At 68.3% G+C, this 17,159-nt stretch carries 14 protein-coding genes; 4 read left to right on the forward strand and 10 right to left on the reverse strand.

The annotated features are described in order from the left end of the window. Nucleotides 1-8 precede the first annotated feature (8 nt). Nucleotides 9-710: an aspartate/glutamate racemase family protein gene (locus WS49_RS04800; protein ID WP_059524946.1), complete on the forward strand. Its 702-nt coding sequence runs from the start codon at nt 9-11 to the stop codon at nt 708-710. Nucleotides 711-731: 21 nt separating this feature from the next. Here the strand turns inward: WS49_RS04800 and WS49_RS04805 are convergent, their stop codons facing one another. Further along, a complete protein-coding gene (locus WS49_RS04805; RefSeq protein WP_059524948.1) occupies nt 732-1,625 on the reverse strand; it encodes a LysR substrate-binding domain-containing protein in 894 nt (297 codons plus the stop codon). Nucleotides 1,626-1,802: 177 nt separating this feature from the next. Here WS49_RS04805 and WS49_RS04810 point away from each other — a divergent pair, with 177 nt between their 5' ends. Genes WS49_RS04810 through WS49_RS04820 form a run of 3 tightly spaced genes read left to right on the forward strand, consistent with a single transcriptional unit; the run spans nt 1,803 to nt 4,775 of the window. After that, nucleotides 1,803-2,969: a branched-chain amino acid ABC transporter substrate-binding protein gene (locus tag WS49_RS04810; RefSeq protein ID WP_059524951.1), complete on the forward strand. Its 1,167-nt coding sequence runs from the start codon at nt 1,803-1,805 to the stop codon at nt 2,967-2,969. 17 nt (nt 2,970-2,986) lie between these two features. Continuing rightward, nucleotides 2,987-3,526 carry an L-2-amino-thiazoline-4-carboxylic acid hydrolase gene (locus WS49_RS04815; RefSeq protein WP_059525667.1) on the forward strand — a complete coding sequence of 180 codons (540 nt, stop codon included), beginning with the start codon at nt 2,987-2,989 and terminating at the stop codon, nt 3,524-3,526. Further along, entirely contained in the window at nt 3,519-4,775 is a 1,257-nt protein-coding gene (locus WS49_RS04820; RefSeq protein WP_059524953.1) for a Zn-dependent hydrolase, read from the forward strand. Before WS49_RS04815 ends, WS49_RS04820 begins: the two co-directional genes overlap by 8 nt. 21 nt (nt 4,776-4,796) lie before the next feature. Here WS49_RS04820 and WS49_RS04825 read toward each other — a convergent pair whose 3' ends face one another. The 9 genes from WS49_RS04825 to WS49_RS04865 all read right to left on the reverse strand — a co-directional run bounded on the left by WS49_RS04825 (nt 4,797) and on the right by WS49_RS04865 (nt 17,041). Beyond that, a complete protein-coding gene (locus WS49_RS04825; protein WP_059524955.1) occupies nt 4,797-5,633 on the reverse strand; it encodes a c-type cytochrome in 837 nt (278 codons plus the stop codon). A gap of 166 nt (nt 5,634-5,799) precedes the next feature. Beyond that, entirely contained in the window at nt 5,800-7,098 is a 1,299-nt protein-coding gene (locus tag WS49_RS04830; protein WP_082725474.1) for a hypothetical protein, read from the reverse strand. Continuing rightward, nucleotides 7,098-8,921: a glutamine--fructose-6-phosphate transaminase (isomerizing) gene (glmS, locus tag WS49_RS04835; protein ID WP_059524957.1), complete on the reverse strand. Its 1,824-nt coding sequence runs from the start codon at nt 8,919-8,921 to the stop codon at nt 7,098-7,100. Before glmS ends, WS49_RS04830 begins: the two co-directional genes overlap by 1 nt. A 118-nt stretch (nt 8,922-9,039) precedes the next feature. Beyond that, nucleotides 9,040-9,528 (reverse strand): hypothetical protein, encoded by a 489-nt coding sequence (locus WS49_RS04840; protein WP_059524958.1) that lies wholly within the window; start codon nt 9,526-9,528, stop codon nt 9,040-9,042. Next, nucleotides 9,506-10,777, reverse strand: coding sequence for a poly-beta-1,6-N-acetyl-D-glucosamine synthase (gene pgaC, locus WS49_RS04845; RefSeq protein WP_059524960.1), 1,272 nt, complete (start codon nt 10,775-10,777; stop codon nt 9,506-9,508). Before pgaC ends, WS49_RS04840 begins: the two co-directional genes overlap by 23 nt. Further along, nucleotides 10,774-12,867 (reverse strand): poly-beta-1,6-N-acetyl-D-glucosamine N-deacetylase PgaB, encoded by a 2,094-nt coding sequence (pgaB, locus tag WS49_RS04850; protein WP_059524962.1) that lies wholly within the window; start codon nt 12,865-12,867, stop codon nt 10,774-10,776. The genes pgaC and pgaB overlap by 4 nt, the downstream gene beginning before the upstream one ends. A 15-nt stretch (nt 12,868-12,882) precedes the next feature. Further along, nucleotides 12,883-15,681, reverse strand: coding sequence for a poly-beta-1,6 N-acetyl-D-glucosamine export porin PgaA (pgaA, locus tag WS49_RS04855; RefSeq protein ID WP_059524965.1), 2,799 nt, complete (start codon nt 15,679-15,681; stop codon nt 12,883-12,885). Nucleotides 15,682-15,784: 103 nt separating this feature from the next. Then, nucleotides 15,785-16,543, reverse strand: coding sequence for a hypothetical protein (locus WS49_RS04860; RefSeq protein ID WP_059524967.1), 759 nt, complete (start codon nt 16,541-16,543; stop codon nt 15,785-15,787). 75 nt (nt 16,544-16,618) lie between these two features. Next, on the reverse strand, nt 16,619-17,041 hold the full coding sequence (locus WS49_RS04865; protein ID WP_059525671.1) for a hypothetical protein: 423 nt from the start codon (nt 17,039-17,041) through the stop codon (nt 16,619-16,621). Nucleotides 17,042-17,159 lie beyond the last annotated feature (118 nt).

Consider the following 17,159-nt stretch of genomic DNA (forward strand, 5'->3'; position numbering starts at 1 on the left):
GAAGCGTCATGGCACTCGTCGGCGTACTGGGCGGAATGGGGCCGCTGGCCACGGTCGACTTCATGCATCGCGTGATTGGCCTGACACGCGCACGCTGCGACCAGGAGCACCTGCCGATGATCGTCGCGAACCTGACGCGAACGCCCGATCGCTCGCGCGCGATTATCGGCGGCGGGACCGATCCGCTGCCGGCGCTGCTCGATGGCATCGCGCTGCTGAACGGCTGCGGCGTGGACGTGATCGCGATTCCGTGCAATTCGGCGCATCACTGGTATGCGCCGCTGCGCGAACGCAGCGCGGCGCCGATCCTGCATATCGTCGATGCGTCGGTGGCCGCGTTGCCGGCTGGCGTGCGGCGCGTCGCGGTGCTCGCCACGGGCGGCACGCTGGTGTCGGGCTTTTACCAGGCGGCGCTGCGTGCGCGCGGTTTCGAGCCGGTGATGCCGGGCGTGGCCGCGCAGCGCGATATCGCCGCGTGCATCGCGGCGGTCAAGGCGGGGAAGATCGACGCGTCGGTGCGGTGCCTGACGCGCGCGCTCGCGACGCTGGTACGACGGGACGTGGGCGTGGCGGTGATGGGCTGCACGGAAATTCCGATCGCGGCGCGCGCGTTGCGCGATGCACCGTTCGCGTTGATCGACAGCACGCAGGAGCTGGCGCGCGCGACGGTCGCCCATGCGGTCGCGCGCGGATGGGGGCGGGCGGTGTGACGCAACGGCGGGCCCGCGCGCTTATGCAGCCATCCGCCTGAGCCATTCCGCCAGCCGTCTCGCGCCGTCCGGCATGTCCGTATCCTCGCGCGTGCACAGGTAGTAGTCGCGTCCGTCGTCGAGCGCATGGTCGAACAGCTTCACGAGTTCGCCGCTCGCCAGTTCGCGCTCGACCAGCGGCGGGCGCAGCAGCGCCGCGCCGAGATCCGCGCGCGCCGCGCTCAGCGTCAGTTGCCCGTCCTCGAACATCGGCCCCACCGCGTGCGACACGTGCCGCACGCCGGCGCCTTGCAGCCAGTTGACCCAGGTGCTGCGATCCTCGTCGTGCACGAGCGGCGCCCGCGCGAGATCGGCCGGCGTGCGGAACGGCCCGTGGCGCTTCAGGAACGACGGGCTGCACATCGGCACCATCGCGCCCGGCAGCAGCCGCTCGCAGCGGTAGCCGGGCCAGTCGCCGGTGCCGAAGCGGATCGACAGGTCGGACGCGTCGCTTCGATAGTTGCGGTGATGCGCATACAGCACGGTCACGTCGACATCGGTGTTGTCGGCGAGGAACGCGTGCAGCCGAGGAATGAACCAGCCGATGCCGAGCAGCGGAATCAGGCTGATCGTGATTTGCCGCAGCGACGTCCGATCGCGCACGAAGCGCGTCGCGCTGCGCAGCACCGAGAACGCGGCGCTGATCGAGCGGTAGTAGTCGCGCCCCTCGTCGGTGAGCGCGAGCAGCCGGCCTTCGCGCACGGTCAGCGGCGTCTGGATGAACGCTTCGAGCAGCTGCAGCTGGTGGCTGACCGCGGACGGCGTGATGTCGAGCTCGTGCGCCGCCGCGGTGACCGAGCCGAGACGCGCGAATGCCTCGAACGCGCGGACGGCGCGCAGCGGCGGATCGTGCGGCAATTGTTCGATATTTTTCATGTGTCGAATTTTATCGAAAAATCAGGGTAAGCGACAACATGAAAATATCCCGTATTTACAGGCGATTACGTTATTGTGTCGGGAATGGCATAAGCATCCAACAATTGAGTATTTGGGGTGTTGGAGCTGAATATTTAATATTTTTCATGTTTTGATTCGAGTCCCCGATCCCCGCACATGAAAATCGCTTTTCTTCCCGCCAGCCTCGCATTCTCCGCGGCCACGCTGATCGCCGCCGTTCCCGCCTTCGCGCAGTCCGCGCCGCAGACGATCCTGATCGGTCTCGCCGCGCCGCTCACCGGCCCGTCCGCGCGGATCGGCAAGGACCTGCAGAACGGTGCGCAGCTCGCGATCGACGACGCGAACGCGACGCATCCGAGCATCGGCGGCAAGCCGGTCGTCTACAAGCTCGTCGCGGCCGACGATCAATCCGATCCGCGCACGGCCGTCGCGGTCGCGCAGCAGCTCGTCGACCAGCACGTGATCGGCGTCGTCGGTCACTGGAACACGGGCTGCAGCGTGCCGGCGTCGCGCGTCTATCGAGATGCCGGCATTCCGCAGATCGCGCCGGCGTCCACCGGCCACCCGTACACGCAGCAGGGCTACGCGACGGCGTTCCGCATCATGGGTCACGACGATGCGGGCGGCAACTTCACCGGCGCCTATGCGGTGAAGACGCTGAAGGCCACACGTATCGCGGTGATCGACGATCGCACGTCGTTCGGCGCGGGGCTGGCCGACCAGTTCATCAAGGGCGTGCAGGCGAACGGCGGCACGATCGTCGATCGCCAGTACGTGAACGACAAGACGACCGACTTCAGCGGCGTGCTGACCGCGATCAAGGGCAAGCGCGCGGATCTCGTGTTCTTCGGCGGGCTCGACGCGCAGGCCGCGCCGATCGCGCGCCGGATGCGCCAGCTCGGCGTGAACGCGCCGCTGCTCGGCGCCGGCGGCTTCGTGAGCCAGACCTTCCTGTCGCTCGCGGGCAAGGACGGCGACGGCGTGACGGCGCTCGAACCGGGCCTGCCGCTCGACCGGATGCCGGGCGGCAAGGCGTTCGACACGCAGTACCGCGCACGCTTTCACGCGCCGATCGAACTGCACGCGCCGTTCGCGTACGACGCGGCGGCCACGCTGATCGCGGCCGCGCAGAAGGCCGGCACGACGCAGCCGGCGAAGCTGGTCGCGGCCGTGCGCGCGATCGACCGGCCCGGCGTGACCGGCCGGGTCGCGTTCGACGCCGAAGGCAATCTGAAGGACCCGGCATTCACGATCTACCAGGTGCGCGGCGGCAAGTGGACCGTCGTCGACGTGCTCGGCGGCGCGCACCCGGCAACGAAATGACGACGGAGACGAATCCCATGACCGACACGACACACGCATCCACGGCGGCACCCGAGGACACGCGCCTCGGCATCCTCGCGCGGCGCCGCATCGAAGCGGAAATCATCAAGCCGATCTACGAGGTCATGAAGCGCGAATTCGGCGCCGAGCGCGCGCAGGCCGTGATCGCGGAAGCCGTGCGCGGCGCGGCCGTCGACGCGGGCCGCACGTTCGCGGCGCAGGAGCCCGACGGCACGAGCGTGCAATCGTTCATCGCGCTGCAGGTGCTGTGGGAGAAGGACGATGCGCTCGACGTCGAGGTGCATCGCGCGGACGACGCGCACTACGACTACGACGTGCATCGCTGCAGCTACGCGGAGATGTATCACGCGATGGGGCTTGGCGAGATCGGCCACCTGCTGAGCTGCGCGCGCGACAGCTATTTCATCGAGGGTTACGACCCGCGCATCGCGCTGACGCGCACGAGCACGATCATGCAGGGCGGCACGCGCTGCGATTTCCGCTATGCGCTGCGGGCGGCGCCGCAGGTCGGCGCCCCGGAGGCCGGCAATGCGTGACGATTTCGCGGATGCGCCGCGCGTCGACGGCGCGCGGCTGTGGGCGTCGCTCGAACGGATGGCGCAAATCGGCGCGACGCCGAAAGGCGGCGTCTGCCGTCTCGCGCTGACCGACCTCGACCGCGAGTCGCGCGACCTGTTCGTGCAGTGGGCGCGCGATGCCGGCTGCACGGTGCGGGTGGACCGGATGGGCAACGTGTTCGCGCGCCGCGCGGGCCGCCATCCCGATGCCGCGCCGGTGATGACGGGCTCGCACGCCGATTCGCAGCCGACCGGCGGCCGCTACGACGGCATCTACGGCGTGCTCGGCGGCCTCGAGGTCGTGCGTGCGCTGAACGATGCGGGCATCGAGACCGAGCGTCCGATCGACGTCGTGATCTGGACCAACGAGGAAGGTTCGCGCTTTGCGCCGGCGATGATCTCGGCCGGGGTGTTCGCGGGCGTCTATCCGCTCGAATACGGTCTGTCGCGAACGGATGGCGCGGGCAGGACGATCGGCGAGGAACTCGCGCGGATCGGGTACGCGGGCGCCGAGCCTGTCGGCGGCTATCCGGTGCATGCCGCCTACGAATTGCATATCGAACAGGGCGCTGTTCTCGAACGCGCCGGCAAGACGATCGGCGTCGTGACCGCCGGGCAGGGGCAGCGCTGGTACGAGGTGACGCTGACGGGCGTCGACGCGCACGCGGGCACCACGCCGATGGAATTCCGGCGCGACACGCTGGTGGGTGCCGCGCGGATGATCGAATTCGTCGATGCGCTCGGCCGTCGCCATGCGCCGCACGCGCGCGCGACGGTCGGGATGATCGAGGCGCGGCCGAATTCGCGCAACACGGTGCCGGGCGGCTGCTTCTTCACGGTCGAGTTTCGTCATCCTGACGATGCGGTGCTCGACGAGCTCGACGCGGCGCTGCGTGCGGAACTGGCCCGCGTCGCGGCCGACGCCGGCCTCGGTGCGCGGATCGAGCAGATCTTCACGTACCCGCCGGTGCCGTTCGCACCGCGCTGCATCGACGCGGTGCGCGATGCGGCGCAGGCGCTCGGGCTGCCGCACATGGACATCGTTTCCGGTGCGGGTCACGACGCGTGCTACATCGCGCGCGTCGCGCCGACGGGCATGATCTTCGTGCCGTGCGTCGACGGGCTGAGCCACAACGAGGCCGAGGCGATCACGCCGGAATGGTCGGCGGCGGGCGCCGACGTGCTGCTGCGCGCGGTGCTGCAAAGCGCGCAGGAACCGGGCGCGTGATGCGCGCGTGACGGGCGCGGCTTACTTGCCCGACTTGTGCCGCGCCATGAACGCGAGGTAGGCGACGATCTGGTCGAGCTCCCGGTCGCTCAACTGATCGGGCGGGAATGCCGGCATCACGCGACCCGGCCAGTCGCGCACCGATGCCGGATTGCGGATGTAGCGGCGCAGCGCGGCGGGCTGGAAGTAGTCGACCGGATTCATCGGCGCGTTGAGGTCGGGGCCGGCCTGGCTGCTGCCCGCGCCGTCGAGGCGATGGCACGCGAGGCATTGCGTGACGAACAGGCGCTGGCCCGCGCGGGCCGGATCGTTCGCCGGCAGCGCGGGATCGACGGCGAGCGATGGCCAGCGCGCGAGCGGCGACGATTCGATCGTGATGCGCACGATCTGATACGGCCATTGCTCGCCGCGCACCGACGATGCATCCGCCCCGAGCCACACGAGATAGAACGGCCCGGCGCTGACCTGCTTGCCCGGCAGCTTCGGCCACGGATGCGCGGGGTCCTCGATCGCGAGCCACGCGACGGCGCCGGCCGGCGCACGGCGGCGCGCGAGATCCAGCGGCAGTTGCGCGGCGAAACCGTCGGCCGCGCGCGTTTCGAGCACGCCGTCCGCCGGCAGCGGCGTGTCGCCGAGCAGGGCGGCGAACGGCACCGCGCGGAACGTCATCGGCCGGCCGTACGCGATGTCGCGCGGCACGTGGATGTCCGTCGCGTCGGCGCGCGCGAGCAGCGCCTGGCGCGTCAGCACGCGAGGCGTGCCGTCGGTCTCGAGTTCGAGCGAGCCCTGCGCGGACGCGCGCGTCGCGATCAGACACACCGTCACCAGCAACAGCGAAAACCACCGGCGCTTCAGCATTCGTTCTCCGTGGGGGCGTTCCGGCGGCGGCAGAAAGGCGAGCGCGCGGCCGATGGATGGAATCGGGCGACAGTCTAGCCGGTACGGGCGTCGCTGGCGAATTCGATGGGGGATCGGCGCAATTACACGGGGCGGCGGTGTCGGTCCGGTCCCGTTCGCGTCGCCGTCAATGTGTCGGACACTGCGCGTCGGTCTTCGGTAAAGGCGCTTCCCGTGCCGTATCGAAATCGGCTTCGCGCGTCCCGGACGGCGTCAGCGACACGAAATGCATCGTGCCGCCGCGTGCCGCGAACCCGGCGATGCCGGTCGAGCCCCACGGAATCGGCGAGCGCTGCGCGCCGCTCACCGACATGCCGGTTGCCGAAAGCGCCAGCGTCAGCAGCCGCCCGTCGCGCGTCGGCACATACGCATGCGTGCCGTCGACGCCGATTCCGGATTCCCGCACCGACGCCGGCAGGCAGTCGAGCGTCGCGAGGCGGCGGCCGTCCGGGTCGATCAGCATCGCGACACCGCGGTTGTCCGCCGTCGTCGTGACGACGACGAAGCGGTCGATCGCCGGCACGTACGCGGACGAATACACGTAGTACTGGATCGCGTCGCTCAGCGGCCCGAGCTTGTCGAGCTTCGCCGTGACCGGATCGAACATCGCGTATTCGAGCGTCGCGTCCGTGCTGCCTTCGATGTATTTCTGCCAGACGAGCAGCGCGCGGTGCGGCGAGCCGGCGACCACGGGCCACCATTCGCGGCGGTGCGGCGCGACCGGCACGTGATTCAGCACGCGTCCGTCGGCATCGTAGGTTTTCACGTAGACGCCGTTGCCGGTGCCGAGGTTGTCGACGCCGCCGCCGTCGATCCAGTCGGCGGAATAGAACACGACGAAGCGTTCGCCCACCGCGGCGACATGCCCGGAGTGACCGCCCGCCTCGACGTCGTTCGGGTAGGGCTTGATCGGCTTCAGGTCGCGCCGATAGACGCCGTAGCGCTGGCTGACCTCCTGCGGCGTGTTCCAGCCGTCCTCGAACGTGACGAAGATGTCGCCGCGCGGATTCTGCGCGATCGATACGGGCTCCTGCGCTTCCGGACGGCTGATGAACGTGCGGACGCGCAGCAGGCGCGGCTTGCCCGGCAGCCATTCGCCGACGTACACGTCGTGCGGCCAGTTGCCGTTGCGCAGCGCGCCGCGCGGCGCGATGCCCGAGCTGCTGAAGAACACCCAGCGCCGGCCGTCGCCGGCGTCGGCCACACCGATTCCGTGCATGAAGCGCCGCGGGTCGCCGCTGTCCTGCGGCGACGCGGGCGCCTGCACGGTGACGGTATGCACGACCGGCGGGCCGGCGAACGTGTGCGACGGTGCCGCGATGGCGCAACACGCGCCGCAGAGCACGGTCGCGACACGCCACGCGGCGGCGCGCGCGCCCGCATGGGCGCGCACGGTGGCGATCGGCGTCGCGACCGGCCGTCGCATCATTCGACGGTGACCGATTTCGCGAGGTTGCGCGGCTTGTCGACGTCGGCGCCGCGCGCGCACCCGACGTGATACGCGAGCAGCTGCAACGGGATCACATTGACGATCGGCGACAGCGCGTCCCCGGATTCGCGTACGCGGATCAGGTGCGTATCGCGGTCGGCGTCGATCTCGAGATGATGGCCCGCGAGCACGTACAGCCGCCCGCCGCGTGCGCGCACCTCGGCCATGTTGGACTTCAGCTTCTGGAACAGGCGGTCGTCCGGCGCGATCGTGACGACCGGCATCGCGCTCGTGACGAGTGCGAGCGGGCCGTGCTTCAGTTCGCCGGCCGGATAGCCTTCCGCATGGATGTACGAGACTTCCTTGAGCTTCAGCGCGCCTTCCAGCGCGATCGGGTAGTGAATGCCGCGCCCGAGGAACAGCGCGTTCTCGGTGCGCGCGAACTTCGCGGCCCAGCCCATGATCTGCGTTTCCAGCGCGAGTGCGTGAGCGATGCGATCCGGCAGTTCGTGCAGTTTCTTCAGGTGCATCGCGACATGCGCCGCATCGAGCCGGCCGCGTTGCTGCGCGAGCGTCAGCGTCAGCACGAACAGCGCGACGAGCTGTGTCGTGAATGCCTTGGTCGATGCGACGCCGAGCTCGATGCCGGCCCGCGTCAGGAAGCTGAGTGGCGCGCCGCGCGCGATCGAGCTGGTCGCCACGTTGCAGATCGCCATCGACATATCCTGGCCCATCGCGCGCGCGCGCTCGATCGCGCCGATGGTGTCGGCGGTTTCGCCGGACTGCGAAATACCGACGACCAGCGTGCGCGGATCGGGCACGGTGTCGCGGTAGCGGTATTCGCTCGCGATCTCGACCTGCGCCGGAATGCCCGCGATGCCCTCGAGCCAGTATTTCGCGGTCAGGCCCGCGTAGTAGCTGGTGCCGCAGCCGAGCAGCAGCACGCTCCGGGTCTTCGACAGCAGCGCGCGCGTGCTGTCGCTGCCGCCGAACAGCGCGGGCGAGATCGTGTCGACACCGTCGATGGTGGCGGCGATTGCCTTCGGTTGCTCGAAGATTTCCTTCTGCATGAAGTGCTGATACGGGCCGAGCGCGGCGTCGTCGTCGCGTGCCTTGACCAGGCATAGCGGACGCTGTGCCTCGCTCCCGATCGCGTCCACCACGTCGATCCGTTCCGGCGTGATCAGCGCGACGTCGCCGTCTTCCAGGTAGACGAAGCGGTCGGTCAGGTCGCCGAGCGCCGCGCAGTCGGACGCGAGGTAGTTCTGGTCCGCGCCGATGCCGATCACGAGCGGCGAGCCCGCGCGCGCGGCGACGAGCCGCTGCGGCTCGCGCGCGCTCAGCACGGCGATCGCGTACGCGCCGTGCAGCCGCTTGACCGCGCGGGTGACGGCATCGAACAGGTCGTCGCGATACATGCTGTGGATCAGATGCGCGATCACCTCGGTGTCGGTCTCGCCGCGAAACGTGTAACCGCGCTCCCGCAGTTCGGCGCGCAACGCATCGTGGTTTTCGATGATCCCGTTGTGCACGACCGCGATCGTGTCGCCCGACATGATCGGGTGCGCGTTCATTTCCGACGGCGCGCCGTGTGTCGCCCAGCGCGTGTGCGCGATGCACGTCTGCGCTTCGAGGCCGAGCGTCAGCACGCGGTCCTGCAGGTCCGCCACGCGCCGCAGCGTGCGTTCGCTGCGCAGGCGGCCGTCACGCAGCACGGCGATGCCGCACGAGTCGTAACCGCGATACTCGAGCCGGCTCAGTGCATTGACCAGTTGCGGCACCTGATTGTTCAGGCCGCTTGCTCCGACGATTCCGCACATGATTCACCTCGTCTACAGGAAGTTGCAGGCCGGCGCACGACATGCGACGGCGCGAATCCGGGAGCGGTGTCGCGTCGCGCGGCATGCGTCGCGTCCGGCGCGGCACGTCTCCGGTGACCTATTCGCGGGGCTGCGGTCCCGCGTGCGCGATCCATTCGATGCCCGAGATCGAGCCGTTCGCATCGTGCGACGCGACGAGAATGCGCGACGTGCGCCGCGCGCCGCGCCGGCGGGCGCCCGCGAGCGCGGTCGGCGGCAGCGAGCGCATCTTCACGCTGGCCGAGCGCCGCAGCATCTTCGAGACGCGCAACCGGTACGCGAGGGGGTGCACGACACGTCCCGCGATCAGCCACGTGACGATCGTGCCGGCGATCAGCGCGATGCTCGTCACGTAGAACACGATCTGCTCGATCGGCATCTCGGCCTGGTTGAACGGCAGCAGGTAGCGGTACGTATAGATGCAGATCGATGCCCACACACCTCCGACCAGCGCGGGCCGCACGAGGCGGAACCACGCGACGAGCACGGGCCCGACGATGCCGCCGCGTTCGGCGATCAGTTCGCGCGGGGCGCGCAGGGAAAGGTCAATAATCGGTGCGTTCTTCATGTTGAATGCCTCGGTCGGGACTGACCCAAACGGCGCGCTTGCCGCGGCCCCGCAATACGACGGCGGGCAGGGCGACGACGGTGGTGACCATGCTGATCAACCAGAACGCGACGGGGTACCAGACGGTGTCAAGGAAATACATCAGGAGTTTTTCGTCGTAACGACGATCGATCATGCTGCCGATGATCAGCTGCAGGATGCAGGTCGCGACCAGCAGCATCCCGTGCCAGTGCGGCACCACGGACACATGCCAGGTCTGCGGAAGCGGATAGACGACGTCGATCAGCGCGAGCAGCAGGATGAACGACATCGAATAGGCCCACGCGATGCCGATCAGGTACTCGACGAACAGCGGCCACATCATCATCTGCGTCGGTCGCGCGAGCGTGCCCGCGTACTTGAGCAGCACCTGGATGCCGCCCTTCGCCCAGCGCAGCCGCTGCCGGTAGAGCCCCTTCAGCGTCTCGGGCATCAGGATCCAGCTGAGCGCGTGCGGCTCGTACACGACGCGCCAGTCGCGGCACTGCAGCTTCCAGCTAATGTCGATGTCCTCGGTCAGCATGTCCGAGCTCCAGTAGCCGACATCGGCGAGCGCGGTCTTGCGGAACATCGTGATCACGCCCGATACCGTGAAGATGCGGCCGTACACCTGCTGCGTGCGCTTGATCAGCCCGACGATCGACGAGAATTCGCCGACCTGCATGCGCCCCAGCAGCGACGTGCGCGTGCGGATGCGCGGGTTGCCCGTGACCGCGCCGACGCCCGGATCGGTCAGGAAATGCTCGAGCATCCAGCCGATCGCGTCGTGCGCGAGCAGCGCGTCGCCGTCGATGCAGAGCAGGTATTCCGCGTTCGATACCGCGGCCGCGGTGGTGAGCCCGACCGCCTTGCCTTCGTTGCGCGCGTGATGGATCACGAGCAGCCGCGGGATCTCGACGGCCAGCTCGTTGAGGATCTCGCCGGTGCGGTCCTTGCTGCCGTCGTTGACCGCGATGATGTCGTAGTTCGGGTAGTCCATCGCGTTCAGGTGGCGGATCACGGCGCGCGCGTTCGCCGCTTCGTTGAAGCACGGCACGACGATCGAGATCTTCGGGATTCCGCTCGCCGCGATCGTGCGCGTCGACAGCTCGCGGCCTTCCTCGAGCAGGAAGTAATGGACGACGCCACCGATCATCCACAGATACGACATGAAGAACGGATAGTAGAAGACGAAATCCTGAAGGCGCTGGATGATGCTGTGGGTGGTCATGGCGTCTTGGTTCCCTGCGCATGCTGCATCTGCATCAGCGCGTTGATCGAGGTCGGATCGAGCCGCGACTTCAGCGACATCACGTCGCGCATCGCGTCGAGCTCCGGCTGGCCGTTCAGGAAGTTGTCCGGGTAATAGCCGAAATTCACCGCGCCCTCGCTGCGCAGCCGCCGCATCTGAGCGAGCAGCGTGCGGGCCGGCACGTCCTTGTGCGCGTGCCAGTCGTACGACTGCAGTTCGAACACGGTGCGCTGCAGCCCGCGCTGCTTCGTACGGACGGTGCGCACGAGCTGGTCGAGCCAGCCCTCGGGGTCCTTCGCCTGTTCCATGTACGGCATCGCCATCAGCGCGACGTAGTCGTAGGTGGCAAGGAAATCGTCGTAGTTCTGCGCGTACCACGCTTCCGACTCGGGCTTGAGCACCGGCATCGCGAAGATGTTCCGCGCGGTCAGCACGTCGCCCACGTTCTGGTGCGCGAGCACGATCTGCTCGAGCTGGCGGGTCAGGTCGATCAGGTAGCGCGACTTCTGGCGCGTCCAGCGCTTCATCAGGTCGGGGTTCTCGCGGATCTTGCCGACGTCGGCCGGCAGCCCCCACTGCGAATAGGTTCGTAGCGCATGTCGGCCCGCATCCTCGTAGTCGTCGAGCACGGCGTCGTCGCTGAACAGGATGCCGCTGAACGACGCGTGCTTGCTGAGATCCTCGTAGACCTGCTGGATCATCAGCCGCGCTTCCGGATCGAACGGGCTCAGCCGGAACACGCGCGTGCCGTTCTCGCGGGCCGGCGCGCCGCCGTATGCACTGACGGCCTCGAGCCCCTGATGCTTGTCCGGCGGCGGCCGGAACGCGAGCACCGGCATCCATGCGTAGACCTGCACGTTGGAGCGCGTGTTGAGCTGCCACGCGGCGCGCGAGAACAGGTCGGCGCGCATCGGCAGGTGCCGGTTCGGGAAATACACGGCTTCGGCCACGCCCGTGCCTTTCGGATCGGCATAGGCCTGCAGGTACACCGATTTCGGCTGCATCCGGTAGATGCGCTCGATCAGCTTGCCGAGATTCGCTTCCTGCCGCGCGGGATCGGGATCGTAGACCTGATCGAGATCGACCTGCACGATGCGCTCGGGCACGTCGACGTCGCCACGGTTGGATGCCGGCTCGCGCATCGAGCGCTCGAACCCGCCGATGTCGACGTCGTACATCATCAGGATCCGCCTCAGCCGGTCCAGCGGCACGTCCGGCGTATTCGGGCCGGCATCGAGGCTGAACTGGATGTCCATGCCGAGCGACGTCGATATCTTGCGCACGGGCTGGTTTTCCGCGCCGTATGGCCACACCATCGAGCGTGCGACGATGCCGGTGCGTTCGCGGATCTGCCGCACGCATGTCTGAAGGTCGTCGTGCACGCGCGCTTCGAATTCGGCGTCGGTTTCATAGCGCTTCTCGTTCTGCAGGTAGAGGTGCGACGTGGTCGCCGGCAATTCGTTGCCTTGCGGATTCGCGACCGCGCCGTGATGGAGGTTGTGGGTGTGGCAGCCGAGCTCGACGAGGTGAGATTGACCGACCTTCTGCACCTCCTCCCACGACATGAAGTAGTCGCGCGGCACCTGGATCTTGTCGCTGATGCGGATCGGCGCATTCGGCGGCGCATCGATCCACGCCGTGACGATGCCCATCACGGCCGGATACTTGAAGCGCTCGAGCAGCGGCAGCACCTTCGTGTAGTGGCTGCGGTAGCCGTCGTCGAACGTGAGGAGCACCGCGCGCGGCGGCAGCGGCTTGCCGCCGTGCCGCGATTCCTCGATCTGCTTGACCGTGATGGTGTGGTAGTTGTTGGTCTGAAGCCACGAGAAGATCGCGGTCAGCGTGCCGGTATCGACCGCGAACGGGTCGACCATCGCCGACGGGGAGGAGAACGACGCCATCAGGTTGTCGCGCACGTCGTGCAGGCAGATCACGCGGAACGTCTTGCCGTCGGCCGGATCGGACGGCGGCAGCAGGTCGATCATCCGGGCGTTCGACACGCCCGGGAACAGCGAACAGGCGGCGAACGTGCCGAGGCATCCGCACATGAAGGTCCGTCTGGTTTGCATTGCGCGATCTCCTTGCTAGAACGGCAGGTTGACCGACAGGAAGCCGGTTTCGGAGCGCTCGCGCTGGCCGTCGTACGCGTGGCTGCTGACCTCGACGCCATAGCTCAGCGTGATGTCGTGCTTGAACGTCCACGCGTGCTCGAGGCGCGCGCTCCACAGCGGGCTGGTGCCGAAGCCGCGCTCGTTGTACACGCCGCCCGACACCGATACGCGCTGCTGCAGCGACATGTCGCCCTTCTTCCACAGCGTCAGCTGGTGCATGACGGTCGCCGCGGCCGCGTAATCGCGGCTCGGGCTGAAGTAGGGCGCGTCGTGGCGCGTGTTGCTGTCGGTGCCGAGGTCCAGCGATACGTTGACGAGCTGATTGGCGGACGTGTACACGCGCTGCGTGGCGATTGCCGTGATTTCCTGGTGCAGGTTCGAATCGCTGTACCGGCTCACGCCGTAGTTCAGCTTGACCTCGCGACGATCGTTCTGCCGATACACGACCGAGACGTTCGCGGAGCGGCCCCAGATGTGCGCGGCATACGCCTTCCACGGCAGCGAGTTGTCGTTGGTATCGAGCCCGGCGCTGACCGTCCAGTAGTCGTTCAGCGCGTATGCGATCGATCCGCGGCCGCCGGTCCGGCCGTCCGCGCCGAACGAGCGCGTGACTTCGCCCTGCACGGTGAGCGGCCCGTGCCGGTAGTCGCCGCCGACACCCGTGCGCGTGCGGCTGACGCTGCCGGAGTCGGTCTGCGCATGGCCGAAGAACGTGTGCGAGAAGACGCGCCAGTTGTCGCCGAATGGTTGGGAGTACACATAACTGTCCGACGTGAAGCTGTTGTCGGCCAGCGCGCTGTTGCCGTGCTCGAAACTCAGGTCGGTCGTGAACACGGGGCTGCGGTATGCCTTGTAGTCGCGTTTGAAACCGCGCACGGCGCCGCTGTCCGGAAATACGTTGTCCACGGTCTGGTCGACGTACTTCGCGGTCGCGTAGTCGTCCGCCATGAGCGCCGCGCGGCCGAGGCCCGCGAGCATCTCGACGCTGTCCGGGTGGTCGGTCAGCGAAGCGCGATACATCGCGATCGCCTGGCGCGGATGCGCCTGGCCCGACACCGCGTCGGCATGCGCGGCACGGACCTCCGCATTGAACGGCACCTGTTGCTCGAGCTGCTCGAGCGCGGCGATCCCTTCGTCGACGCGGCCCGTATAAATCAGGTATTGCGCGCGCAGCCGGTAGTAACGCAGAAAGTCGCTTTCTTCCGGACCGTAGTTGCGCACATCCTTGGCCGGCGGCAGCGACTTGCCGATGTCGTCGAGCACCTGCTTCGCGTCCGCCGCGCGTCCCTGGTCGACGTACGACCAGAACAGCCCTTCGCGCAGTTCGATCGCACGCGTGCGTGCACCGTACTGGAAGCCGCGGGTTGCGCGGTCCGTCGGCGCGGCGGTCGCCTGCTTCAGCGCGCGCTGGTACACGCCGTTCGCCTTGGCCGGTTCGCTCAGGTAGAGGTACGCGTCGCCGACGGCTGCCAGCGCGTCGATCGAGATCTCCGCGTCGGACGGAATCGTCTCGAACGTCGCGACGGCCTTCGTCATGTCGCCGCGCGCCGCGTAGGCGACGGTGCGGTCGCCCGCGAGCGCCGTCCTGACCGGCGAATATTCGGGCGTGGCCGGCATCCGCTTGTCGAGGTCGTCCGCGGCGTGCAGCGCGCTGTCGAGGCCGTCGAAGCGGTCGGAACTCGTCATCGAGCGCGACTTGTCGCGTCCGCCGCGCACCTGCTGGCGAATCGCCAGTTCCTCCAGCTGCGCGACGTCGACGGCGGAGAACGCATCGGGCCGTGCCTTCGCTTCCTCGAGCGCCTGGATCGCGCCGCCGCTCGCCGCGAGGCCGAACACGTCGTTGCGCACCGTCGCGACGTCGGCGGTACGCAGATTCGGCATCTGGGCATTCGGCGCTTCGACGTCGGGGCCTTGCGATCGTTGCGTCTGCTCGCCGGGCAGCTGGGCGCCGGGCGTCTGTGAATTCGGCGTCACGGAGGACGGGGGCGGCGAGCCCGGTGTCTGGGTGACGGGCGCGGGCGAGCCCGGCATCGGGGTGCCGGAGGCCTGCGCGGTTTGCGTCGGCGCGGTCGAGGGCGCGGGGGTTGCGGCCTGCGCGGGTTGAGGCGGCGGCTCCGGTGTTTGCGCGACCGGCGCGGGCGAACTGGACGCAGGTGTGCCGGACGTTGTCGCGGTAGTTTGCGCCGGCGTGTCGGGCGGCTGCGGGTTCGCGGCCTGGGCGACGCCGATCGGCGCGTCCGATGCCTGCGCGACGGGTGCCGGCGTGTTTGACGGAGCGGTGTCGGATGCCTGGGCCGGCTGCATCGGGGCGCTCGACGTCGGCTCGATCGGTGGCGGCGTACTCGGCGGTGCGGTATCGGTCGCCTGGGCGATCTGGATCGGCGCGCCCGGTGCCGCCGGTTCGCTCGGCTGGGCGACGTTGGGGTCCACCACGACGGTGATCGGCATCGCTTGCTGTGGCGGGTCCGACGCCTGCGCGAGCTGCATCGACGCATCCGATGCCTGCGCGATCGGCGTCGGCGCCTGCGGGGGCACGGCGTTCCGACCCTGGGCGATTCCCAGCGACGCCGCCGTCGGTTGCATGTCGGGCGGCAGCGCACCCGTCGCGCCGCGCGTCCCGGCGATTTCGCTCGCGCCGCCCGGGGCCGCGTCGCCTTCGGCGGCAAGACAGGAGCCGGACGCGATGAGCAGCAACAGCAATGGCGCATGCAGGAGGATCCGCCGGTTGGGCGGAGCGGCGGTGGTGCATTGTTGCCTACGATTGTTAGCCACGATGTCTCCTCACTCTGAAACGATCACATCGGTTGCACGCCCGACGACGCGCGTCGCCGGTCGTCGTGCCGCCGGCAGCGAGGCCCGGCGGCATCCGGCCGCTTCACAGGCGGTTGCGGATCGCTTGTCCAAGCAGCGCGCGCGATTCGCTGTTTTTCGGGTCGATGGCGAGCGCGCGGCTCGCGTTCTGCTCCACGCAATTCCATTCGTCGATCCGTGCGCACCAGCGCGCCCGGGCCAGTGCGCGCGCGCCTTCCAGTTCGTCGCGCGTGACGCTGGTGGCCTCCATGTGCGGCGAGTCGGCGAGATACGATTGCGGTTGACGACGCGGCGCGGGGTCGGTGTGTTTTTTCGTGCTTGCGAGCGCCTGCGAACGTGACGTGCGGTGCGTGTCGCCGGGCCGCGCCGCGCGATCGCCGGCCGATGCGGCGAGCGCGTTGGCCGCGAGCGTCGTGGGCGGCACATGCGCGGGGTGCGGGTGTTTCGCGGCGGCGCGGGCAGTCGTGCGTGGCGACGCGGCCGGCGCCGCCGTGGCCGACACGGCAGACGTTGCCGACGCATGCGGCGTTCCCGGCACGGAAGGCGTAACCGGCTCGGCCTGCGCGACGGTCGATGCCGCGCGGGAGGCGTCGGCCGTCGCGGCCGCAATGGCGTTGCGATACTTTCCGACGGTGCTGCCGATCATGCCGGCGATGTCGTGCGTCACGGTTGCATGGCCGACTCCCGCGTCCCGCTGGACGTACGCGAAGCCGCCGAAGATCGCGGCAAACGCAATGATGCTGAGTGCCGCACTCTTTCCGGGGCCCCAGGCGGGCTTCGACTGACGGACGGGCGAGCCGTCCGGTCGTTCTGCACGAGTCATTCAGTCCTCCTCGATTCGACGGATTGCAATGCACGGCGCGAGCACGTGCCATCGCCACGCGGATTCAACCGACGCTCACCACCGCAACTGCGTGGTGAGTGCGCCCGTTTCGACGACCGCGAACTGGGTCGAGCCCTGATAGGTGCCCTCGACCCGGTAACTTGCATCGGGCACGCTGAACAGACAGCGCGGCCCCGTTGCCTTGAATTCGACGAGCACGCGGCCATGCCGTCGCAGCCGCACCTGCACGTTGGACAGCGGTTGCCCGTTCGCGCCTGATACGAACGACACGCCGAGGTTGTAAGGGCGACCATCGGGGGGAAGCGGTGCCGTACCGTCGATTCGGGCATCACCGCAGATGTACGAAATCATGTATCGGCCGGCCTCGGCGTCGGACGAGGGTGCCGGGGGCTGGGTCTGTGCCGCGGCATTGATGCAGAGTGCGGATACGACGATGCCGAGGAGCGGGCGAGCATGCTGTTCAAACGAGGAAGACATTGCAACCTCCATCCGAAATCGCTGACAGCGCATTTATTCCGATTTGAAAATTAGCGACGTTCTTTTTGCGACATGCTATTGATACACGATGGGTTTTGAACAAACAATCGCGTGTGGC

Source organism: Burkholderia sp. RF7-non_BP4, assembly GCF_001521935.1.
GTDB classification, from domain to species: domain Bacteria; phylum Pseudomonadota; class Gammaproteobacteria; order Burkholderiales; family Burkholderiaceae; genus Burkholderia; species Burkholderia diffusa.